This window comes from Ruegeria sp. AJ12 (genome assembly GCF_056536245.1).
Window position 1 is genome coordinate 3,600,629 of sequence record NZ_JBQFJJ010000001.1, and the last position, 21,463, is coordinate 3,622,091.

A 21,463-nucleotide genomic window follows, 5' to 3' on the forward strand; every position below is an offset into this window, starting at 1 on the left:
CCCTAATCCTGACTGTCCAGAATTTCGCGCACTTTTGCGACCAGATCACTGCGGGGAACTTCGAACTGACTGGGACGTTCTTTCCATTCTTCCAGCGTGGCGTTTTCGGCGATCTTGGCGCCCAGGATCAGGTCCTTGATCTGCACGATGCCGTTTGCCTTTTCGTCGCCGCCTTCGATCACCGCAATCGGAGAGTTCCGCTTGTCAGCATATTTGAGTTGGTTGCCGAAGTTCTTGGGGTTGCCCAGATAAACCTCAGCCCGGATGCCCGCGTCGCGCAGTTCTGCAACCATTGCCTGATAATCGGCCATGCGGTCCCGATCCATGACCGTGACGACCACCGGGCCTTCTGCCTCGGCCCCGATCCGCCCCTTTTCACGCAGTGCGGCCAGCAGGCGGTCGACACCAATCGAAATACCGGTGGCAGGAACTTCCTGTCCGGTAAAGCGCTTGACCAGATCGTCGTAACGCCCTCCACCCGCGACAGACCCGAACTGACGTTTGCGACCTTTTTCGTCGAAGATCTCAAAGGTCAGCTCAGCCTCGTAGACCGGTCCGGTGTAGTAGCCAAGACCGCGTACAACAGATGGATCGATTACGATACGGTCTGGACCGTAGCCTTGGGCTTCGAGCAAATCGGCAATCGCTTCGAGTTCCTCAAGCCCCTCCAGACCAACATTGTAAACGCCATGTTCTTCATGAGCGGCTGGGTACACTTCGCCCAACAGGCTTCTTAGATTCGATAACGTCTCTCGGTTGTCTTTACCTTTTGACTGCATGAACCGCACAACTCGAGAGGCATCTTCCTCAGAAAGACCAACCCCATCAATGAAGGCACCTGATTGATCTTTCCGCCCAGTAGTTAACAATTCCAACACACCGCTAGCGCCAACTTTGTCAAACTTGTCGATAGTGCGAAGAACCGCATCTGGGTCAATTAACTCCAAATCGCTCGCTTTATTGTTTAACATCTCGGAAAAACTGGTGGGCAATGAACGTGTCTTTTCGTTGTCGACCATCAAGCCTTCAAGGATGCCGTTCAGGACCTTACGGTTGTTGACACGGACCAGATAATCACCGCGCGGGATACCGACGGTCTCAAGCGTGTCCGAGAGCATCGCGCATATCTCGGCATCGGCCGCCATCGAGGCCGTGCCAACCGTATCCGCATCACATTGATAAAACTGGCGATACCGCCCCGGTCCAGGCTTTTCGTTCCGCCAGACCGGTCCCATCGCGTAGCGCCGGTAAGGTGTTGGCAAGTCGTTGCGGTGCTGCGCATAGACCCGCGCCAGAGGGGCGGTCAGATCATAGCGCAATGCCATCCAGTCGCCCTGATCTTTTTCGTCAAATTCCTGCCAGGCAAAAACACCCTCGTTCGGACGGTCCACATCGGGCAGGAACTTGCCCAGCGCTTCGACGGTTTCAACCGCGCTGCTTTCCAACGCGTCAAAGCCGTAGCGATGGTAGACTCCCGCGATGGTCCGCAGCATTTCGGTGCGCTGCGTGACTTCCTGGCCGAAATAGTCGCGAAACCCTTTTGGCGTGATGGCCTTGGGGCGAGGCTGTTTCTTGGGCTTGGCCATGTGGGGCGTCCTTGGGATTCAATCGCTTGCGCGCGCGGTCTATCCCATGGCCTGTGTCGGGGCAAGCCAAGCCTCTGTTGCTGGGCGCGGTTTCTCTGGTCATGGGAAAGCCGGCCCGTTATGAGCGACAAAGAAGCAGGAGCCTGAAATGCAGCATCTGGAAGAACAGATCGCCCACCTGACCCGTACGGTCGAAGAGTTGAACACGGTTGTGACAAAGCAACAGGACGAGATTGACCGCCTGACCCGTCGGGTCGAGATGCTGATGCGGCGCGAGGGGGAACGGGCACAAGAAGGATCAGGCGGCGTTGTGCTGGGAGACGAAAGGCCACCGCATTATTGAGTGCATGGCGAGTGCGGGGGTTTGTACAACACTCGGAGAGCGGTAATTGCGGTTTCTACAACTTTTCGACCATGCAAGGCGAAACAGGTAAGTCTTCCGCAACGGCAACAGACGGAGATAGCCGATGACCCAGAAACTTGCGCTTGTGACAGGTGCGGCGCGTGGCATCGGCCTAGCCACCACCAAGCTGTTCCTGCAGCACGGCTGGCAGGTCGGAATGGTGGACCGGGACTCGGACGAATTGCTGAAAGTCGCTGACGGGTTGGACGGCGCGCAGTCTTTTGTGTTCGACGTTTCGATACCGGAGCAGGTTTCAGACATGGTCGGTTCCGTCCTCAACAGCTTCGGGCGGATTGATGCGGTTGTGAACAATGCGGGCGTGGCGGATTTCGGGCCCATCGAAGAGGCCGATTTTGCGACGTGGCGGCGGGTGATGGAAACCAACCTGGACGGGGTTTTCCTGGTCAGTCAGGCGACCTTACCCGCGCTGAAGGACAGTAAGGGTGCAATCGTCAACATCGCCTCGATTTCCGGCCTGCGCGCCAGTACACTGAGGGTCGCCTATGGCACATCCAAGGCCGGGGTCATCCATCTGACGAAACAGCAGGCGGCGGAACTGGGAGAGTATGGCATCCGGGCCAACTGTGTCTGTCCGGGTCCGGTTCGCACCAAGCTGGCAATGGCTGTGCACACACCCGAGATCATCGCAGCCTATCACGATGCAATCCCTTTGAACCGATATGGATCAGAACAAGAAATCGCCGAGGTGATCTGCTTTCTGTGTTCCGACAAGGCCAGCTACGTGACCGGCCAAGTGATCGCGTCCGATGGCGGCTTTGACAGCACCGGTGTCGGGCTGCCCGCGCTTCGTCAGGAGTGTTAGTGCATCACGAAGCCAAGCCGCTACAGGCATGGCGGTAAGCAGTCATAACCCCAGCGTCGATTTCACAGCATTGTCGACAACGCCAGCCAGCAGGGCGTCTTTGTCGTCGGCGCATCCATCGCGCAGCGCGGCCACAAATGCCTCATGCAGCTTGGCTTTGTCCGCGTCCGAGGTCGCGTGATCATTGATGTCGATCTGGCGATTATAGATCGACACCACGGTCATCTTTTCCACGACCGCATAGATAAAGGCCTCATCCCCGTCCGCCTCTTCGACGACTGAGGCGCAGGTATGGTACATCACGGGCAACGCATCCTGAACCATTTGCTCGGCCGCCTCATCAGAAATGGCCACGCCCGGCAGAGCCACACAAACGCTTGCCAACACGGTTTTTAAGGGGTTCATACGCATTACGTTCACTTCCAGTTATGTCCGATAAATGCCCCGGCCAAGCCACCAATGGCTGCGCCTTTGCCGTCTCCGATCAGTGCACCAACGCCTGCGCCGATCAACGCGCCTTCGATCGTATTCTTCTTCTTTATGTTCTCGGCAAGCCCCGCCGATGCCGACACCAGCACCAACGACGCCGCCGCTGCGAAAGTGAGTGTTCTGAAACCGATACCCGCAATTGTCATCTGGGCGCTCTCCTGTGATCTGACCCTGGAATACACGTTCTGCAACCAGCCTAGCGAGGCCTGCACTTTCTGGCAACAAAGCCGTGGCGGGTCAGATTTCCTCGACCGACACAACACCGTCCAGCGACTTGATCGCGCCCTTGATCTGCGGGTTGATCGGAAAGCTCTGCCCAAGTTCCATTTCAACGTCTCCGGGCAGCGCCGGATCCAGCAGGCACAATTGAATCGGTCCTCTGGATGCGCCTTTGGCGGCATTTGCGGCATCCTCCAGCACGCGGGCAACCGTAGGCAGAACATCGGGCTCGTCCAGAAATATCCGCAGCCCTGTTGCCCCGGCTTCAGCCACAACCGAATCCGCCGGGCCGACAGAGCGGCCCAGCAGTTTCAATTGGTCCGCCTCCATCGTCACCTCGGCCGTCAGCACCACCTGTGCCCCGGTTTCCAAAAACTCGCGGCACTTTTCCAGCGTGTCCGAGAACAGGGTTACTTCATAGGCGCCGGTTGGATCGGAAAGCTGGGCAAAGGCAAACCGATTGCCGCGTGCGGATTTTCGTTCCTGCCGCCCGGCGACGACCCCGGCCATCTTGGCGATGAGCGGTCCGGATCGGGCCTTTTCCGTCACCTCGTCCAGGGTCAGCACCTGCTGGCGTTTCAGCGCGGGCATGTAGTCGTCCAGCGGGTGGCCGGAGAAGTAGAAGCCAACCGCCTTGAACTCTTCGCTCAGTCGTTCTGCGGGCAGCCAGTCTGGCGATGGCGACAGGCGCGGTTCCGGCAGGTCATCACCCGCCTCGCCAAACAGCGACACCTGGTTCGAGTTCTTCTGATCGTGAATCGCGGCCGAATACTGCACCAGCGGATCGAGGCTTTCGAAAACCCGCCGCCGATTGCCGTCCAACTGATCAAATGCCCCGGCCCGTGCCAGCATTTCCAGCGGACGCTTGCCGACTCGTTTCAGATCAACCCGGCAGGCAAAGTCGAACAGATTGACAAAGGGTTTGTCGCCGCGCCCCTCGACCACAAGGTTCATCGCCTCGACACCCACGTTCTTGAGCGCGCCCAGCGCGTAGACCAAATGTCCGTCAACCACATCAAATGTCGCCTGAGACCGGTTCACGCAGGGCGGGACGTAGGGCAATTCCAGTCCCTTGCGGACTTCTTCGAAATAGACGGCCAGCTTGTCCGTCAGATGGATATCGCAGTTCATGACGCCTGCCATGAACTCGACCGGGTGGTTCGCCTTGAGCCAGCCGGTCTGATAGCTGACCACCGCATAAGCGGCGGCGTGGGATTTGTTGAAGCCGTAGTTGGCGAACTTGTCGAGCAGGTTCCAAACCTCGGTCGCCTTGGCTTCGTCCACATCGTTCTCGGCGGCACCCTTGAGGAATTTGGGCCGCTCGGCGTCCATCGCCTCCTGGATTTTCTTACCCATCGCGCGGCGCAGCAGGTCCGCACCGCCAAGGCTGTAACCCGCCATTTCCTGGGCGATTTGCATCACCTGTTCCTGGTAGACGATGATGCCCTGGGTCTCGTCCAGGATATGGTCGATGGACGGGTGCAACTTGTCCCGTTTGCTCAGCCCGTTCTTGACCTCGCAGAACTTGGGGATGTTCTCCATCGGACCGGGACGGTAGAGCGCGACGAGAGCAATAATATCCTCGATACAGTCCGGCTTCATCCGCTTGAGCGCATCCATCATGCCCGAGCTTTCAACCTGGAACACCGCCACCGTCTTGGCCGCCGAATAGAGCCTGTACGTCGCCTCGTCATCCAGCGGGATGGCGTTGATCTGGTTCTTGGCCCCCTCGGCAGGTTCATAGAGTTCCGTGCCATCGGGCGCGATGTGCAGGTCCCGCCCGGATTTGAAGATCAAATCCATCGCGTTCTGAATTACCGTGAGCGTTTTGAGACCCAGAAAGTCGAATTTGACCAGCCCGGCCTGTTCCACCCATTTCATGTTGAACTGGGTAGCGGGCATATCGGAGCGCGGATCCTGATAGAGCGGCACCAGAGCGTCCAGTGGACGATCGCCGATCACCACACCCGCCGCGTGGGTCGAGGCGTTCCGCAACAGTCCTTCGACCTGCTGGCCATAGGTCAGCAGACGGTCAACCACCTCTTCGTTCCGGGCTTCTTCGCGTAAACGCGGTTCGTCTTTTAGTGCTTTCTCAATTGAAACGGGCTTGACGCCTTCGACCGGGATCATCTTGGACAGGCGATCCACTTGCCCGTAAGGCATTTGCAAAACGCGTCCGATATCACGCACGGCGGCCTTGGACAAAAGCGCACCGAAAGTGATGATCTGTCCGACCTTGTCACGCCCGTATCTCTGCTGCACGTAGCGGATCACCTCTTCCCGACGATCCATGCAGAAGTCGATGTCAAAGTCGGGCATCGAGACCCGTTCGGGGTTCAGGAAGCGCTCGAACAGCAGGGAATAGCGCAGCGGGTCGAGGTCGGTGATTGTTAGAGCATAGGCGACCAGTGAGCCCGCGCCCGAACCCCGCCCCGGCCCCACTGGGATATCGTGATCCTTGGACCATTGGATAAAGTCGGCAACGATCAGGAAGTAGCCGGGAAAGCCCATGTCTTCGATGATGCCCAGTTCGAAATCCAACCGCTCCTGGTATTCCTCGGGCGTCACCGCATGGGGGATCACGGCCAGACGTTTCTGTAGGCCGTCATTGGCGATGCGGCGCAGCTCAGCCACCTCATCAGCAGCGAATTTCGGTAGGATCGGGTCGCGGCGATAGGCCATGAAGGCACACCGTCTGGCAATCTCGACCGTGTTCTCCACGGCCTCGGGCAGATCGGCGAACAGGGTCACCATCTCCTGCTGCGACTTGAAGTAATGCTGTGCGGTCAGGCGGCGGCGGCCATCCTGCTGGTCGACATAAGCCCCCTCGGCAATGCAGATCAAAGCGTCGTGCGCCTCGTACATATCCGAGGTCGGGAAATAGACGTCATTGGTGGCGACCAAGGGCAGATTCTTGGCATAGGCCATCTCGACATGGCCGCGCTCGGTCAGGCGCTCGGCTTCGGGCTGACCGTCTTCACCTGGATGCCTCTGAAGCTCGATATAGAGGCGATCCTGGAACATGGATGCCAAGCGATCCACCAGAACGTCGGCCGCCGGGCGCTGTCCCTGTTGCAACAGACGGCCCACTGGCCCGTCCGGTCCACCGGATAAACAGATCAGCCCTTCTGAGCGTTCATTCAGCTCGTCCAACGTGACCTGCGGCAATTGCCCGCCCTTATCGACATAAAGGCTAGAACTGAGTTTCATCAGGTTCTCGTATCCAACCTCGGACTGTGCCAGCAGCACCAGCGGCGCGGGCGCCTTTTGCTTTTCACCGGGTTGCGCATGCACGTAGGTCAGGTCGACTTGGCAGCCCATGATCGGCTGCACACCTGCGTCGCTGGCGGTAACCGAGAACTCCAGCGCCGAAAACATACTGTTGGTGTCGGTGACCGCTACGGCGGGCATGTCCATCTGCGCACACAGACCGGGCAGTTTTTTCAAACGCACGGCGCCTTCCAGCAGGGAGTATTCGGTGTGAACGCGGAGGTGAATGAATCGAGGAGTACTGCTCATGCAACGCAGGCTAACCGAGGCAACCGCCGTGCAAAAGGGCAGAACTGCAATCACTGATCGCCCAAAAAATCACCATTGATTATTCGGCTTTTTCAGAAGGTGCTTCGGACTGAGGTGGCAGCTAGCGGTAAAAAATGTTTAAATTTCAAACGCCTGAATTTCTGGCACGCGTGGCCATTCAACACTTTGATAGCCTAATGGTGCATCATATAAGCAGTTTTTCTTGCCAGATAAGCCACGCTGTTTCTAACATCTGACGGCAAGCTACCAGCCCGCTACTCTTTCTACGTCGCATCGAAGGAGGGCATCACAGGGCCAACCGGGTAACGCGACGGGTTTCACGAATGGACATCACGTTTCTTCTGAACGGAGAGACTGTGGAGCTGACGGACATTAATCCGACAGCGACCCTGCTGGATTGGCTGCGCGAGGATCGCGGCCTGACCGGCACCAAGGAAGGCTGCAACGAGGGCGATTGCGGCGCCTGCACGGTCATGGTGACGGATGAGGACGGCCACAAGGCGCTCAACGCCTGTATCCTGTTCCTGCCCCAACTACATGGGAAAGCAATTCGAACCGTCGAAGGCGCCAGCGGGCCGAATGGCGAAGCCCACCCGGTGCAGCAGGCGATGGTCAACTTGCATGGGTCTCAATGCGGGTTCTGCACCCCCGGTTTTGTGATGTCGATGGTGGCCAGCCACGCCAGCGGCGCGACCGATCACGACACCCAGCTTGCTGGCAACCTGTGTCGGTGCACAGGGTATGCCCCGATCATACGCGCCGCCGAAGCCGCGGCAAAACATCCCGTGCCCGTCTGGGTCAAGGATGTGCCTGTCACCCCTCCGTCTGTGCGGATGCTGCCAGCATCATCCGATGAACTCGCCGCTCTCTACACTGAGAACCCTGATGCAACACTCATTGCCGGGGCAACCGATGTGGGGCTGTGGGTCACCAAACAGTTGCGCGACCTGGATTCTGTGATCTTTCTCAACCGCTGCGAGGACCTGAAAGAGATCGCGATCACCGATACAGAAATCCGCTTTGGCGCCATGGTTGACATGAACCGCATGGGTGAGGCGCTGACCGATCTGCACGCCTCCTACGCTGAAATGATCCGACGCTACGCAAGCGTCCAGGTGCGCCACGCAGCAACGGTTGGCGGCAACATCGCCAACGGGTCGCCCATCGGGGACAACCCGCCTGCCCTGATAGCCTTGGGCGCGACCCTGCAGCTGCGCAAAGGCAACGCACGCAGGTCAATCCCGCTGGAGGATTTCTTCATCGACTACGGCAGGCAAGACCGCGGGCGGGGTGAGTTCGTCGAAGCCGTCAGCTTCCCGCGCCAGCCTGACAGACTGAAAGTGTACAAACTCAGCAAGCGCTTCGATCAGGATATCTCGGCCGTTTGCGGCTGCTTCAATGTCACGGTTTCAGAGGGCACAATCACCCAGGCACGCATAGCGTTTGGCGGCATGGCCGGCACTCCGAAGCGGGCAACCCATGTTGAGGCTGCGTTGATCGGCAAGCCATGGACGCGCGCCACCATCGAATCCGCGCTTCCCGCTTTCGCTGACGATTTCGCACCGCTCACGGACATGCGCGCCTCGGCCGTATACCGGCTTGGGGCTGCAAAAGCGATGCTCGAAAGATATTTCCTTGAGGATCAGGGCGACGTGACCAGCGTGCTCGAGGTGTCGGCATGAGTGTGACGAAACCTCTCCCACATGACGCCGCGCCTCTGCATGTCTCCGGTTCGGCGCGCTATGTGGATGACATCCCGACGCCGAAGGGGACCCTGCATCTGGCCTTTGGTCTGAGCCCTATTGCCAAGGGTAAAATCACCGCAATGGATCTGTCCGAGGTGAACACCGCCGATGACGTCGTGATGGTGATGACGGCCGAAGATTTGCCGTTTGCCAACGATGTCTCACCCTCGATCCACGACGAACCGCTGCTGTCGGACGGGACGGTCCACTATATCGGCCAGCCTGTGTTTCTGGTTGTGGCCCGCAGTCATATCGCCGCGCGCAAGGCCGCGCGTCTGGGCAGGGTCGACTATGCCGAAGATACGCCGATCCTGACGGTCGAAGAGGCGCTGGACGCCGACAGCCGTTTCGAAGACGGCCCGCGCATCTACGCAAAGGGCGACGCGGATGCGGCCATTGCAGCCGCCGCATATGTGATCGAAGGCACGTTCGAACTCGGCGGGCAGGAGCATTTTTATCTGGAAGGTCAGGCGGCGCTGGCCGTGCCAAACGAAGGCGCGGATATGCTGGTGCACAGCTCGACCCAGCACCCGACCGAGGTACAACACAAGGTGGCCGATGCCCTGGGTGTTCCGATGCACGCAATCCGGGTCGAAACCCGCCGCATGGGTGGTGGATTTGGCGGCAAGGAAAGCCAGGGAAACGCCTTGGCCGTGGCCTGCGCCGTGGCCGCCCGCGCGACGGGCAAGGCTTGCAAGATGCGCTATGACCGCGACGATGATATGATCGTCACCGGCAAGCGCCATGCGTTCCGGATCGCGTACAAAGCCGGGTTCGATGACAACGGCCATATTCAGGGTGTGTCCTTCCACCACTATGCGATCTGCGGCTGGGCGCAGGACCTGTCTCTGCCCGTCGCGGACCGCGCGATGTTGCATTCGGACAATGCTTACCTGTTGCCCAACGCCCGGATCGAAAGTCACCGGCTGAAAACCAACACCCAATCCGCCACTGCGTATCGCGGGTTCGGAGGTCCTCAGGGCATGGTGGGCATCGAACGCGTGTTAGACCATGCAGCACACGAATTGGGAATGGATCCGGTCGAGCTGCGCCGACGCAACTACTATGAGCCCGCGCACAAAGTGGTCGAAAGCGCCCCGACCGAAAAACCCTTGGGCCATCCGGACCCGCGCGAAGATCTGACCAGCCGTGGAGCGGTTGAAATGGGGGCCGCCCCCGTGCGTCCCCTGCCCTCGGGCGGCAACACCACCCCTTATGGCATGGACGTCAGCGACTTCGAGTTGCATGGCATAACCGAAGCTCTGCTGAAATCCAGCGACTATGCCGCGCGCAAGACTGCGATCGAGAAATGGAACGCAGAAAACAAAGTGATCAAGAAGGGGATCGCCTTCTCTCCGGTCAAATTCGGAATCTCCTTCACCCTGACCCACCTCAATCAGGCAGGTGCGCTGGTCCACGTCTATCAGGACGGCTCGGTTCATCTGAACCATGGTGGCACGGAAATGGGTCAGGGCCTGTTCCAGAAAGTGGCGCAAGTGGCCGCTTCGCGCTTTGGCATACCGCTGGAGATGGTGAAGATCACGGCCACGGATACGGCCAAAGTACCCAATACCTCGGCCACGGCCGCCTCCTCGGGCAGCGACCTGAACGGGATGGCGGTGAAAGCGGCCTGTGATACGATACGCGACCGTATGGCCGACTATCTGGCCGAACGGCATCAGGCCGATCCGTCCTCCGTCACTTTTGCAGACGGCCACGTCTCGGTCGGCGAAGAGCGCTATACCTTCGCCGAAGCCGCAGCACTGGCCTATCAGGGACGCATCAGCCTGTCCGCGACCGGCTTCTACAAAACGCCCAAGATCGAATGGGATCGGATCAAAGGAAGAGGGCGACCGTTCTTTTACTTTGCCTATGGCGCAGCGATCACCGAGGTTGCCATGGACACTCTGACCGGTGAGAACCGCATTCTACGCGCGGATATCCTGCATGACGCTGGGGCGTCACTGAACCCGGCTCTGGATGTCGGACAGGTTGAAGGCGGCTATGTCCAAGGCGCGGGCTGGCTGACGACCGAAGAACTGGTCTGGGACGGTAAAGGCAACCTGCGCACGCACGCGCCCTCGACCTACAAGATACCGGCCTGTTCCGACCGGCCCGACATCTTCAACGTCACCCTGTGGGACGCTGAAAACCGCGAGGACACGATTTACCGCTCGAAAGCGGTCGGAGAGCCGCCGTTCATGCTGGGGATTTCTGCGTGGCTGGCCTTGTCAAATGCGGTGGCCGCCTGTGGCGAGGACTATCCGGCTCTCAACGCACCCGCCACAGCTGAAGAGGTCTGGCACGGGGTCCAAAGGATGAAGGGAGGCGTCTGATGGGATTTGATCGAGAGGCACTGAGGGACGCGGTCAAAACCCACGGCACAGTCACCCGTGTGGTCATCGCTGCAATCAAGGGGTCGTCCCCACGCGAGGTCGGCGCCGCAATGCTTGTCTGGAAGGGCGGGCAGAGTGGCACGATCGGCGGTGGCACGCTTGAATTTCAGGCGGCAGAAGCGGCACGCGGCCAAACCTTGCCTACGAGGCTGACACATCACGCGCTTGGCCCGGAATTGGGGCAATGTTGCGGTGGTGCGTTATCTCTTCTGAGCGAGATCTACGATCTTAGAGCTGTGGACGCACTGGATGACACTGTCATAGCGCGCGCCGCATCGGGCGGGGATATGCCATTGGCAGTCAAACGTCTTCTCGCCGCAGCAAGAGGTCAAGGGATTGTGCCCGAACCGCAACTGATTGGCGGCTGGATGATCGAACCGGTTCACAAGCCGGCCCGCCAGCTTTGGATCTGGGGCGCGGGCCATGTCGGACGGGCACTGGTGGACGTTCTGTCCCCCCTGCCCGATCTCGCCATCACCTGGGTCGACACCGGCCCTGAGCGGTTTCCTGACCAGTCCCCGGCAGGAGTGACAGTGGTTCCCGCCGCCAAACCAGCCGAGTTGGTGCACCACGCCCCACCCGATGCCGAACATTTGGTGCTCACTTATTCACACAATCTGGATTTGGAGTTGTGCAACCGGCTGCTTTTGCACGATTTCCGCTTTGCGGGACTGATCGGCTCGGCTACGAAATGGGCGCGGTTCCGGTCGCGGCTGGCGACCCTTGGGCATTCGCCCGAGCGGATCGGGCGGATCACCTGCCCGATTGGTGACCCATCGCTGGGCAAGCATCCGCAAATGATCGCCGTCGGCGTCGCAGCACAGCTGTTGCGCCCGGCCCGACAGAACGACTTGAAGAAGGACCTGAGCGCGTGACCACCCCATTGCTGAGCCTACAAGGGTTGACTAAGGCCTATCCCGGCGTCGTGGCCAATGATCAGGTGTCCTTCGACATCGGCGAAGGCGAAGTACACGCGCTGTTGGGCGAAAACGGCGCGGGGAAATCCACGCTGGTGAAGATGATCTATGGTTTGGTGAAACCAGATAGCGGCACAATGTTGCTGCGTGGGCAGCCTTATGCGCCACCGGAGCCGCGCGCTGCACGGGCGGACGGGATCGCGATGGTGTTCCAGCATTTCTCGCTGTTCGACGCGTTGAATGTGGCTGAGAATATCGCGCTGGGGATGGAGAACCCACCGCCGATGGGCGATCTGGCCTCGCGGATCCGCGAAGTGTCTGAGACCTACGGTTTACCGCTGGACCCTTACCGGACCGTTGGCGATTTGTCTGCGGGCGAACGCCAGCGCGTTGAGATCATTCGGTGTCTGCTTCAGGACCCCAAACTGTTGATCATGGACGAACCAACTTCGGTTCTGACCCCGCAAGAGGTTGATATCCTGTTTGAAACGCTCAACAAATTGCGATCCGAAGGCACCTCGATCCTGTATATCTCGCACAAACTGGAAGAAATCCGCACTCTGTGCGATCACGCCACGATCCTGCGTCTGGGCAAGAATGTAGGAGAATGCGTGCCTTCCGAGACCTCGGCGCGGGACATGGCCGAGATGATGGTGGGCACGACCCTTCAGACGCCTGAGCGCTCGGGTCGTGAGTTTGGCGAGATTGCGCTGGATGTCAGCGGGCTATCGGTGCCGTCGCCTTCGGAATTTGGTACCGCGCTAAAGAACGTGCATATGACCGTCCGCAAAGGCGAGGTGCTGGGCATCGGCGGCGTTGCCGGGAACGGACAGGACGAATTGCTTGGCGTATTGTCCGGTGAAATCACAACCGCGACCGACGCGGTCAAGTTCAACGGCCAGCCTATCGGCAAACTGGGACCGACGGCCCGACGCAAGCTTGGCGTGCTGACAGCGCCGGAAGAGCGGCTTGGTCATGCCGCCGCTCCAGACATGAGCCTGACCGAAAACGCACTGCTGACCGGGTCCGTCCGTGAGGGCCTTGAGAACAACGGCTTTCTGAAATGGGCGGACACCAAGAGCTTTGCCGAGAAGATCATCAGCGCGTTCGACGTCCGCACGCCCGGACCGGAAAACGCGGCGCGGTCTTTGTCGGGCGGAAATCTGCAGAAATTTGTGATCGGACGAGAGGTCTTGCAAGACCCGGACGTATTGGTGGTCAACCAGCCGACCTGGGGCGTGGATGCAGCGGCTGCGGCAGCGATCCGGCAAGCCATTCTGGATCTGGCAGCCAAAGGCACCGCAGTTGTCTGCATCAGTCAGGACCTCGACGAGCTTATGGAAATCTCGGACAGCTTTGCCGCCCTGAACGAAGGGCGACTGAGCGCGCCGCGCCCGACAACCGGCCTGACCGTAGACGAAATTGGCCTGATGATGGGCGGCGCACATGGCATGGAGGTGGCCCATGTCTGAGCAAAAACAAAAAATCGACCAAGGGGGGATGAGCAGGTGATTGTGTTGGAGAAACGGCCTCAGCCGTCCAAAGCGTGGTCATATGCGACCCCTTTGGTGGCGGTTCTGGCGACCATGGTGTTCGGAGGTGTCTTATTCGCCATTCTGGGCAAGAACCCGGTTGAGGCCATTGGCACCATTTTCTGGGAACCTCTGTTCGGGGAGTTCGCCTTTTACTACCGGCCGCAATTGCTAGTGAAGGGCGCGCCTTTGGTGTTGATCGCCATAGGCCTGTCGCTGGGCTTTCGGGCAGGTATCTGGAACATCGGGGCCGAGGGTCAGTACATCATGGGCGCGATTTTTGGTGCCGGGGCTGGTCTGGCGTTTTATCCTTTGGATGCCTGGTACATCTTTCCGATCATGGTGCTCGCCGGAGCCTTTGGCGGTTGGCTCTGGGCCATGATCCCGGCGTTTCTGAAGGTCCGCTTCGGCACCAACGAAATCCTTGTCTCGCTGATGCTGGTCTACGTGGCCGAGCAAATGCTGGCATCGGTTTCGCTGGGTCTTCTTAAGAACCCCGAAGGGTTTGGTTTTCCCGGCTCGCGCAACCTGCAATCCTATGACAGCGCCCACAACGCTGAACTGATCGCCGGATCGGGCATGCATTGGGGTGTCGTGACGGCGCTGATCGCGGTCATCTTTGCTTATGTCCTGCTGAACCGCCACATGCTGGGCTTTCACATCCGACTGACAGGTGAGGCTCCGCGCGCAGCTAAGTTCGCGGGTGTAAACCCGGCGCGGTTGATCCTGTTTTGCCTCGGTCTCTCCGGTGCACTTGCCGGATTGGCGGGCATGTTCGAGGTTTCTGGCCCATCCGGTGTGGTCAGCATCGACTTCAACGTCGGCTATGGTTTTACCGCGATCATCGTGGCCTTTCTGGGCCGACTGCACCCGGTGGGCATTCTGCTGGCCGGGTTCCTGATGGCGCTGACCTATATCGGCGGCGAAATCGCGCAGTCCCAACTGGGCCTGCCTGCCGCCGCCATTCAGGTGTTTCAGGGAATGCTTCTGTTCTTCCTGTTGGCTTTTGATCTTCTGACCAACTACCGCATCCGTGCGGCCCGTAGCGAGGTGGCGTAATATGGACCTAGGTGAAATCAATCCCGTCCTGCTGGTCGCATCGCTTATGGTGGCGGCAACCCCTTTGCTGCTGGCAGCAATCGGTGAACTGGTCGTCGAAAAGGCAGGCGTCCTGAACCTGGGCGTCGAAGGCATGATGATCGTTGGAGCAATCAGCGGCTTTGCGATCTCGGTCGAAACCGGCTCGCCCTGGCTGGGCTTTGTCGCAGCGGCCATCGGTGGCGCGGTGTTGTCGCTGCTGTTCGTGCTGCTGACGCAGGTCGCGCTGGCCAATCAGGTGGCCAGCGGGCTTGCACTCACGTTGTTCGGCCTCGGATTCAGTGCCCTGATGGGCCAAGGCTATGTGGGGGTAAAGCCGCCCGATATGGGCGAAATCCATATTCCCGTGATCAGCGATATCCCGGTCATTGGCCCCATCCTGTTCCAGCACGACCCGATCCTGTACGTTGGCATCGCCCTGACTGCGGCCGTGTGGGCCGTTCTCAAGTACACCCGCGTCGGGTTGATCCTGCGTGCGGTGGGCGAAAACCATGATGCCGCGCATGCGTTGGGTTACAAGGTCATCAAGATCCGCATTCTGGCCATTATGTTTGGTGGCGCCTGTGCGGGTCTTGGCGGGGCCTATATCAGCCTGATCCGCGTGCCCCAATGGACCGAGGGCATGACGGCAGGTGTCGGCTGGATTGCCTTGGCACTGGTGGTCTTTGCCAGCTGGAAGCCCTGGCGCGCATTGCTGGGTGCCTATTTGTTTGGCGGCATCACCGTCTTGCAGCTTAATCTGCAGGCAGCGGGCGTTGCCATTCCCGTCGAGTATCTGGCAATGTCGCCCTACATCATCACGATCCTTGTGCTTGTGATCCTTTCGGCCGACAAGAGCAGCGCACCTGCCTCACTGGGCCGGATTTTCCACGCCTCGCACTAGACGGGGCCAACTGAACCAACTTGGGGAGTAACCACATGAAATTCACATCACTTCTGGCAAGCGCCGCCATGGCGCTGGGTCTGGCCACCGGTGCCATGGCCCAAGACAAGACCAAGGTCGGCTTTGTCTATGTCGGCCCTGTGGGCGACGGCGGCTGGACCTATGAGCATGACAAGGGGCGTCTGGCTGTCGAAGCAGAGTTCGGCGACAAGGTCGAGACCATGTTTGTTGAATCTGTTCCGGAAGGCCCGGATGCAGAACGGGTAATGACCCAAATGGCGTTGGAGGGAGCCGACCTTATTTTCACAACTTCTTTCGGCTATGGCCCCGCCACGTTAAACGTAGCCAAGAAATTCCCGGATATCAAATTTGAGCACGCGACTGGTGCTACTACTGCCGACAATGTTTCGATCTACTCGGCCCGCTTTTATGAAGGCCGCGCAGTACAAGGCCACATTGCCGGGAAGATGACCAAATCGAACGTCATTGGCTATATAGGTTCTTTTCCGATCCCCGAAGTGATCCGAGGCATCAACTCGGCCTACCTGCATGCCAAAGCTGTTAACCCGGATGTCGAGTTCAAGATCGTCTGGGTTTACACGTGGTTTGATCCCGCGAAAGAGGCTGACGCGGCCACTGTTCTGATCGAACAGGGTGCGGACGTGATCCTGCAGCACACCGACTCGACCGCGCCGCAGGCGGCCGCGCAAGAGGCGGGCAACGTGATCACCTTTGGTCAGGCCTCGGACATGAGCGAATATGCCCCGATGCCGCGCGTCAGCTCGATCATCGACAACTGGGCGCCGTACTACATCGCACGTACGCAAGCGGTGATGGACGGCACATGGGAGACCGTGAACACATGGGACGGTATTCGGGAAGGCATGGTCGAGATCGGTGAGATTTCGGACGCGGTTCCTGCCGATGTCAAAGAAGAAGCGCTGGCAATGAAAGCCGCCATGGCCGCCGGTGAATACCACCCCTTCACCGGTCCGATCAAAAAACAGGATGGCAGCGATTGGCTGGGTGAGGGCGAAACCGCCGACGATGGCACCTTGGCCGGCATGAACTTCTACGTTGAAGGTCTGGAAGGTGAAATCCCGCAGTAAGCTTTATTGAGCTGAAACAGGAAAGGCCCGCAGTTCTTGCGGGCCTTTTTTTGCGCCATCTGCACGGCAATCTCATCAGTGTTGAAATCTCTCTTCAACCTCTTTCAATGCTCGGCGGAGCAGCTTGTTGCATCGCCCCGAAAGATAAGGCGATACGGACGACGCATCCAATCCGCGTCGCTTCAGGAAAACGGCCAGTGCATAGGCGCGTGAGGGTTGGGTCATATACCCAAACCATCCGGCATCATCTGCGGCCTGCAGCTGAAAAACGCCAAAGCCGGCAATGATGCACCCGAGGTCCGTTGCCAGTTCATGCGCCTCGTATCCACCAGGAACGTCGTTCTCCAACCCGGCCAGTCGCGCATGCATCAACTCATGGGCAATCAAGTTGATGAATTTAAGCGGTTTATGCATCTGTTCCGGGTCATACCGAATAACAGATAATCCCTCCAACTGCTGATGCGTTCCCGCCACTGCATTTAGCGACTGGTAGCTATGGCGGTATTCTGCGGGCAGCACGTTCAAGGCCATCAACTCAACCGGTTGATCAAAAGCCATATGTCTTTTGATGTCATCCAGTACCAGTTTCGCAGTTTTTTCGTCAGCGCCACTCGGTGCAGTAAAGAAGGCCTTGGTCGGAGCAATTGGTGTTGCCGGAGGCTCGAAGGTTGCGTCGAACCATTCGAAACACTCCAGTATCCAACCTCTCAAATCCTCAGAAACGAGGGGCCGGGACCAAAACATATCGTTCTTTCCCTCAGTGCCCGCTCAGCACCAGCGTGTTCACCGGCATCAGGATCAGGCGCAGACGCAGGCCTGCCGCATGGACAACGCCGATGGTATCTACGACATGCAGGAAGGCTCCTTCCCAAAAGCCAAGATCTTCGTGCTCTAACCGCTCATGGTTGTCGGTGTAGACATTCGCCAGGCAGTTGCTGCCCGGTGGGATGTCATCCGCCATACCTTTGTAAAGCGGTTCAAAGTACACCAGGATCGAGCCCGGTTGCTTGTTGGACTGAACATCCCTCAATTCATCCGAAGGGCGTATTTGGCCGGACGGGATCACATCCTGCACCTCAACCACGACGACCGGGATCACTGTGAAGGGTTTGGTCATACAGCCCAGTTCCCCGATCATGCCGGGTTTGATGACCTGAGCGGAGAGTTGGTTGAACGCTGCCTGAAACCGGTCATGCCCGGACGCGGAGGGCACCAGAATACCGGCCGGGCGCAGCAGCGGGCTGACATAGTCCCCCACCTGCAACCCGAACTGTTCGATCCGACCCGTCACCCCTGCGTTGATCACGGTTTTGTCCAGCTCTGTAAGGGCGGCATCCAACTGCGCATTGGCGCTGGCCAGTTGAGCAGGGATCAGTTCCTCGATCTGCTGGACGACGGCGGCGCGCCGCGACTCGGCCGCTGTGACCTGCGCTTCACGCTCGGCTACCAGGTTTTCCAGCCGTTCGATCTCGGCCAGACGCACGGCGCTGGAGCCTTCATCCCGCAGGGTGGTGTTGCGCTCCAGGTCTTCAATTGACTGCGCCAACGCGGCACGTGCACCCGCGATCCCGGCTTCGGCCTCAGCCAGATCCGTTTCCGCCACTTTCAGCGAGGCCTGGACCTGAGCGATCTGAGCATGTGCAGACTCGACCTGAGCCGTTTGCGTGAAATCCTCGATCCGGAATATCGGCTGACCTGCTGTCACCAATTCGTTGTTGCGAACATAGACTTCCGAGACGCGACCGCCGAGTTGAGGCAGGATCGTCACCGTCCGGAAATACGAGGCCGCCGTTTTGCTGGCCGGGTGAAAGTAGAACAGCGTGGTGATCACGGTCAGCGCCAGGATTGCACAGGTGGTCAAACCCCAGCGCAACTCATACCACATTGTGAACAGGGTGATCTCGTGACCGATCCGCTTGCCCTGGACAAAACGGCGAAACAGATAGTCGGGCAGCACGGTGACCAGTGCGCACATCAGTGTCTCAAGCATGTCTTACTGCTCCTGCGGCGCGGTGGGTTCAGGTTGTTCGATCGGCACTTCCTCAACCACCGGTTCGGGATCGCGTTGCGGCCCCAGGGACCGGATGGCATCGGCAATTGAGCGCAGAGGAGCAGCAAAGTCGGGAAACTGGAATCCGGCCACCAGAATGGCGGCCACCCAGAACAGCCCGTTATGTGTGAACAGGGCCAGCAACGCCAGAATGCCCACCAGTTGAAACTGGGGGTGGTTTGATTCATGCGCGATCTTTTCCGGGATCGAGTGCAGGGTGAAATACGCAACACCTATCAGGATGATCAAAACAACTGTGAAAACGACCATGAATGTGAACAGGAAATCACTTCCGTCCGCCTGGGTCACGTAGGACGGAATATGTCCCGTGGCCATCGGGTGCAGCTCTGCGGTGTCCACCCTACCCTCCTGACAGTGCTTTTCCCTTGTTTGGATGGGTTGATGCTCAAATTCAAGCCTGCATATAGTGGCTGCAGCGCGATGCAGACCCGTCCAGTATCCCAAAAGGCTCACATGACCCCGCAATTTGTCCACTGCCATTCCGGAACAAGCCCGGCCGACGTTCAGGCAATCCATGATTGATTTTCTTGTTATTGGCGGCGGCATCGCCGGGTTGAGCGCTGGTGCACGGCTGTCCGACCACGGGCACGTCACTGTGCTGGAAGCGGAAGACGCGCTGGGGTATCACAGCTCGGGCCGGTCTGCGGCCATGTTCGCGCCGGGCTATGGTCCGTCCTCGGTCGTCACGCTGACCCAAGCCAGCTCTGAGTTCTTTGAGGCGCAGGACTATCTGTCGCCACGCGGCTGGGTTCTGGTGGGCGCGAAAGATCAGCGTGAGGTATTCGAACAAGACGTCGCCCACCTTGGCGGTCAACAGATTTCGATCGATGAAGCGATCCGTCTTGTTCCGATCCTGAACCCGGAAACCGTTAGATATGCGGCCCACAGCATGGCTGAATCGGACATCGATACCGACCGTATGATGCAGGATTTTGCCCGGACCATTCGCCGCAATGGGGGCTCGGTTCTCACACGACAACGCGTGAAGGCGATGCGCAAATCCGGCCCGTGGACCGTCGAAGCCGCCGAGGTATTCGAGGCCCGCAACGTTGTGAACGCTGCAGGCGCATGGGTTGATGAGATCGCACGGATGGCCGGGGTCGCGCCTATTGGGATAACTCCCCGGCGCCGGTCGATGGCGCGCATCCCGGCGCCGGGAGGGCACGACCTGCGGAACTGGCCGATGATGCTGGGTGCAGGCGAAAGCTGGTATGCAAAACCTGATGCCGGCAAGCTGATCGTGTCCCCTGCAGAAGCGGACCCGACAACGCCGCATGATGCCTATGCCGACGATATGGTACTGGCCGAAGGGATTGCGCGGTATGCGGACATGGTGACCGAGCCGGTGACGCGATTGGAATCCAACTGGGCCGGGTTGCGGAGCTTTGCTCCGGACGGAACCTTGGTTCTGGGTCCCGACCCTGCTGACCCTTCGTTCATATGGTCTGCCGGTCAGGGGGGATACGGGTTCCAGACCGCCCCCGCTGCGTCGCAACTGGTGGCCGATCTTGCAACTGGCGCGACACCCCAGATTGATGAGGCCAGCGTCTTGGCCTTGAAACCGGAAAGACTGCGTCAATGACAAAGCGCTCGCTGCCCTCAAACGCCAGCGTTGCCACCGAGGGTACCGGCGGTAAACTGGTCGCCCCGGCGGCGACCAGAAATGCCGCGGCCCTGTGCGATCTTCTGGATCGCGTCGCGCCCCGGTCTGGTCTGGCGCTGGAACTGGCCAGTGGGACCGGACAGCACATCATGGCGTTTGCCCAACGCCTGCCGGACCTGCAATGGCAGCCCAGCGAAGTGAGCGCCGAACGGCGAGCCAGCATTGGTGCCTATACGCACGGTATGCCGAATGTCTCGGCAGCGGCGCATATCGACGCAACTCAGGTCGGGTGGCATAAGGAATTCGGAAAGCGGAACCTGATTGTTCTGATCAACCTCCTGCATCTGATAAGCTGGCCGGAGGTCGAAACCCTGATCACCGAAGCTGCGTTGGCCCTGGAGCCCGGCGGGTACCTTGTTCTCTATGGGCCTTTCAAGCGCGCAGGGCGGCTGACGAGTGATGGTGACCAGAGGTTTCACGATGCGCTGATGCAGCAAGACCCCGAAATTGGCTACAAGGATGACGGTCAGATGCGGGGTCTGCTGCAAGCCTGTGGCCTCCAACTGGTTGAGACCGTAGAAATGCCCGCCAACAATCTGGCTTTTGTGGCGAAAAAGCCAATCACCTGATCAAGATCAAGGCTGGTCTCGTCCTTCGCACCTCATATGCGATTTATCATATGTTTAAAGAAGGATGCCACAATGACATGGCAGAACGCATTGGCGGGAACACGCAATGGATTGCGCAATCTGAACGGGGCAATCCCCGATACCGCCCGCGCCTTTGGCGCGCTTGGGAAAACGGTCAAGGAAGGCGGCACACTTGATTACAAGACCAAAGAATTCATCGCATTGGGCATGTCGATCGCCATTCGCTGCGAGCCTTGCATCACATTACATACCGAAGCCCTGATCAAGGCCGGGGCGACGCGCACTGAGTTCTCGGACGTGCTTGCCATGGCCGTTCAGATGGGCGGCGGCCCTTCGATGATGTACGCCGCCAAGGCGCTGGAGTGCTTTGACGAGTTGAGCGCATAGAAAAGCCCGCCA

At 59.2% G+C, this 21,463-nt stretch carries 19 protein-coding genes; 12 read left to right on the forward strand and 7 right to left on the reverse strand.

All coding sequences use genetic code 11. The features are described from left to right. Positions 1-2: 2 nt before the first annotated feature. Positions 3-1,586: a histidine--tRNA ligase gene (gene hisS / locus ACR3E0_RS17985; RefSeq protein WP_480480217.1), complete on the reverse strand. Its 1,584-nt coding sequence runs from the start codon at positions 1,584-1,586 to the stop codon at positions 3-5. Between the two features lie 148 nt (positions 1,587-1,734). Here hisS and ACR3E0_RS17990 point away from each other — a divergent pair, with 148 nt between their 5' ends. Further along, a complete protein-coding gene (locus ACR3E0_RS17990) occupies positions 1,735-1,929 on the forward strand; it encodes a SlyX family protein (protein WP_480480218.1) in 195 nt (64 codons plus the stop codon). A 124-nt stretch (positions 1,930-2,053) separates the two neighbouring features. After that, positions 2,054-2,812: an SDR family NAD(P)-dependent oxidoreductase gene (locus ACR3E0_RS17995; protein WP_480480219.1), complete on the forward strand. Its 759-nt coding sequence runs from the start codon at positions 2,054-2,056 to the stop codon at positions 2,810-2,812. Positions 2,813-2,854: 42 nt separating this feature from the next. Here ACR3E0_RS17995 and ACR3E0_RS18000 read toward each other — a convergent pair whose 3' ends face one another. From ACR3E0_RS18000 to dnaE, 3 genes are all read right to left on the reverse strand, one after another. Then, positions 2,855-3,217, reverse strand: a complete 363-nt coding sequence (locus tag ACR3E0_RS18000) for a hypothetical protein (protein WP_480480220.1) — start codon at positions 3,215-3,217, stop codon at positions 2,855-2,857. Positions 3,218-3,228: 11 nt separating this feature from the next. Next, on the reverse strand, positions 3,229-3,447 hold the full coding sequence (locus ACR3E0_RS18005; protein WP_480480221.1) for a YMGG-like glycine zipper-containing protein: 219 nt from the start codon (positions 3,445-3,447) through the stop codon (positions 3,229-3,231). A 91-nt stretch (positions 3,448-3,538) separates the two neighbouring features. Next, positions 3,539-7,039: a DNA polymerase III subunit alpha gene (dnaE, locus tag ACR3E0_RS18010; protein ID WP_480480222.1), complete on the reverse strand. Its 3,501-nt coding sequence runs from the start codon at positions 7,037-7,039 to the stop codon at positions 3,539-3,541. Positions 7,040-7,383: 344 nt separating this feature from the next. On the opposite strand from dnaE, the gene ACR3E0_RS18015 reads away from it, so the two are divergent. The 7 genes from ACR3E0_RS18015 to ACR3E0_RS18045 are packed head-to-tail and all read left to right on the forward strand — an operon-like array spanning position 7,384 to position 16,740. Beyond that, positions 7,384-8,742, forward strand: a complete 1,359-nt coding sequence (locus ACR3E0_RS18015; RefSeq protein ID WP_480480223.1) for a xanthine dehydrogenase small subunit — start codon at positions 7,384-7,386, stop codon at positions 8,740-8,742. Continuing rightward, positions 8,739-11,141 (forward strand): xanthine dehydrogenase molybdopterin binding subunit, encoded by a 2,403-nt coding sequence (xdhB, locus tag ACR3E0_RS18020; RefSeq protein ID WP_480480224.1) that lies wholly within the window; start codon positions 8,739-8,741, stop codon positions 11,139-11,141. Before ACR3E0_RS18015 ends, xdhB begins: the two co-directional genes overlap by 4 nt. Continuing rightward, on the forward strand, positions 11,141-12,076 hold the full coding sequence (gene xdhC / locus ACR3E0_RS18025; protein WP_480480225.1) for a xanthine dehydrogenase accessory protein XdhC: 936 nt from the start codon (positions 11,141-11,143) through the stop codon (positions 12,074-12,076). The genes xdhB and xdhC overlap by 1 nt, the downstream gene beginning before the upstream one ends. Next, on the forward strand, positions 12,073-13,590 hold the full coding sequence (locus ACR3E0_RS18030) for an ABC transporter ATP-binding protein (protein ID WP_480480226.1): 1,518 nt from the start codon (positions 12,073-12,075) through the stop codon (positions 13,588-13,590). The genes xdhC and ACR3E0_RS18030 overlap by 4 nt, the downstream gene beginning before the upstream one ends. 36 nt (positions 13,591-13,626) lie before the next feature. Continuing rightward, a complete protein-coding gene (locus ACR3E0_RS18035; RefSeq protein WP_480480227.1) occupies positions 13,627-14,709 on the forward strand; it encodes an ABC transporter permease in 1,083 nt (360 codons plus the stop codon). 1 nt (position 14,710) lies between these two features. Continuing rightward, complete coding sequence (locus ACR3E0_RS18040) at positions 14,711-15,631, forward strand: ABC transporter permease (protein WP_480480228.1); 921 nt, start codon at positions 14,711-14,713, stop codon at positions 15,629-15,631. A 35-nt stretch (positions 15,632-15,666) separates the two neighbouring features. Further along, the gene (locus tag ACR3E0_RS18045; protein ID WP_480480229.1) at positions 15,667-16,740 is read left to right on the forward strand and encodes a BMP family ABC transporter substrate-binding protein; all 1,074 of its coding nucleotides are present in this window, start codon (positions 15,667-15,669) and stop codon (positions 16,738-16,740) included. Between the two features lie 75 nt (positions 16,741-16,815). Here the strand turns inward: ACR3E0_RS18045 and ACR3E0_RS18050 are convergent, their stop codons facing one another. The 3 genes from ACR3E0_RS18050 to ACR3E0_RS18060 all read right to left on the reverse strand — a co-directional run bounded on the left by ACR3E0_RS18050 (position 16,816) and on the right by ACR3E0_RS18060 (position 19,150). Then, positions 16,816-17,298: a hypothetical protein gene (locus ACR3E0_RS18050; protein ID WP_480480230.1), complete on the reverse strand. Its 483-nt coding sequence runs from the start codon at positions 17,296-17,298 to the stop codon at positions 16,816-16,818. Between the two features lie 199 nt (positions 17,299-17,497). Next, positions 17,498-18,730 carry an HlyD family secretion protein gene (locus tag ACR3E0_RS18055; RefSeq protein ID WP_480480231.1) on the reverse strand — a complete coding sequence of 411 codons (1,233 nt, stop codon included), beginning with the start codon at positions 18,728-18,730 and terminating at the stop codon, positions 17,498-17,500. Positions 18,731-18,733: 3 nt separating this feature from the next. Then, complete coding sequence (locus tag ACR3E0_RS18060) at positions 18,734-19,150, reverse strand: hypothetical protein (protein ID WP_480480232.1); 417 nt, start codon at positions 19,148-19,150, stop codon at positions 18,734-18,736. Positions 19,151-19,325: 175 nt separating this feature from the next. Between ACR3E0_RS18060 and ACR3E0_RS18065 the strand changes: the two genes are divergently transcribed. From ACR3E0_RS18065 to ACR3E0_RS18075, 3 genes are all read left to right on the forward strand, one after another. Then, positions 19,326-20,393: an NAD(P)/FAD-dependent oxidoreductase gene (locus ACR3E0_RS18065; protein ID WP_480480233.1), complete on the forward strand. Its 1,068-nt coding sequence runs from the start codon at positions 19,326-19,328 to the stop codon at positions 20,391-20,393. After that, positions 20,390-21,043 carry a DUF938 domain-containing protein gene (locus ACR3E0_RS18070; RefSeq protein ID WP_480480234.1) on the forward strand — a complete coding sequence of 218 codons (654 nt, stop codon included), beginning with the start codon at positions 20,390-20,392 and terminating at the stop codon, positions 21,041-21,043. Before ACR3E0_RS18065 ends, ACR3E0_RS18070 begins: the two co-directional genes overlap by 4 nt. Positions 21,044-21,115: 72 nt before the next feature. Beyond that, positions 21,116-21,451 (forward strand): carboxymuconolactone decarboxylase family protein, encoded by a 336-nt coding sequence (locus ACR3E0_RS18075; protein ID WP_480480235.1) that lies wholly within the window; start codon positions 21,116-21,118, stop codon positions 21,449-21,451. The last annotated feature ends 12 nt before the right edge of the window (positions 21,452-21,463 follow it).

Coding starts and splice junctions, on each gene's coding strand:
- hisS (WP_480480217.1), bottom strand. CDS start 1,586: ATGGCCAAGCCCAAGAAACAGCCTCGCCCCAAGGCCATCACGCCAAAA.
- ACR3E0_RS17990 (WP_480480218.1), top strand. CDS start 1,735: ATGCAGCATCTGGAAGAACAGATCGCCCACCTGACCCGTACGGTCGAA.
- ACR3E0_RS17995 (WP_480480219.1), top strand. CDS start 2,054: ATGACCCAGAAACTTGCGCTTGTGACAGGTGCGGCGCGTGGCATCGGC.
- ACR3E0_RS18000 (WP_480480220.1), bottom strand. CDS start 3,217: ATGAACCCCTTAAAAACCGTGTTGGCAAGCGTTTGTGTGGCTCTGCCG.
- ACR3E0_RS18005 (WP_480480221.1), bottom strand. CDS start 3,447: ATGACAATTGCGGGTATCGGTTTCAGAACACTCACTTTCGCAGCGGCG.
- dnaE (WP_480480222.1), bottom strand. CDS start 7,039: ATGAGCAGTACTCCTCGATTCATTCACCTCCGCGTTCACACCGAATAC.
- ACR3E0_RS18015 (WP_480480223.1), top strand. CDS start 7,384: ATGGACATCACGTTTCTTCTGAACGGAGAGACTGTGGAGCTGACGGAC.
- xdhB (WP_480480224.1), top strand. CDS start 8,739: ATGAGTGTGACGAAACCTCTCCCACATGACGCCGCGCCTCTGCATGTC.
- xdhC (WP_480480225.1), top strand. CDS start 11,141: ATGGGATTTGATCGAGAGGCACTGAGGGACGCGGTCAAAACCCACGGC.
- ACR3E0_RS18040 (WP_480480228.1), top strand. CDS start 14,711: ATGGACCTAGGTGAAATCAATCCCGTCCTGCTGGTCGCATCGCTTATG.
- ACR3E0_RS18045 (WP_480480229.1), top strand. CDS start 15,667: ATGAAATTCACATCACTTCTGGCAAGCGCCGCCATGGCGCTGGGTCTG.
- ACR3E0_RS18050 (WP_480480230.1), bottom strand. CDS start 17,298: ATGGCTTTTGATCAACCGGTTGAGTTGATGGCCTTGAACGTGCTGCCC.
- ACR3E0_RS18055 (WP_480480231.1), bottom strand. CDS start 18,730: ATGCTTGAGACACTGATGTGCGCACTGGTCACCGTGCTGCCCGACTAT.
- ACR3E0_RS18065 (WP_480480233.1), top strand. CDS start 19,326: ATGATTGATTTTCTTGTTATTGGCGGCGGCATCGCCGGGTTGAGCGCT.
- ACR3E0_RS18070 (WP_480480234.1), top strand. CDS start 20,390: ATGACAAAGCGCTCGCTGCCCTCAAACGCCAGCGTTGCCACCGAGGGT.
- ACR3E0_RS18075 (WP_480480235.1), top strand. CDS start 21,116: ATGACATGGCAGAACGCATTGGCGGGAACACGCAATGGATTGCGCAAT.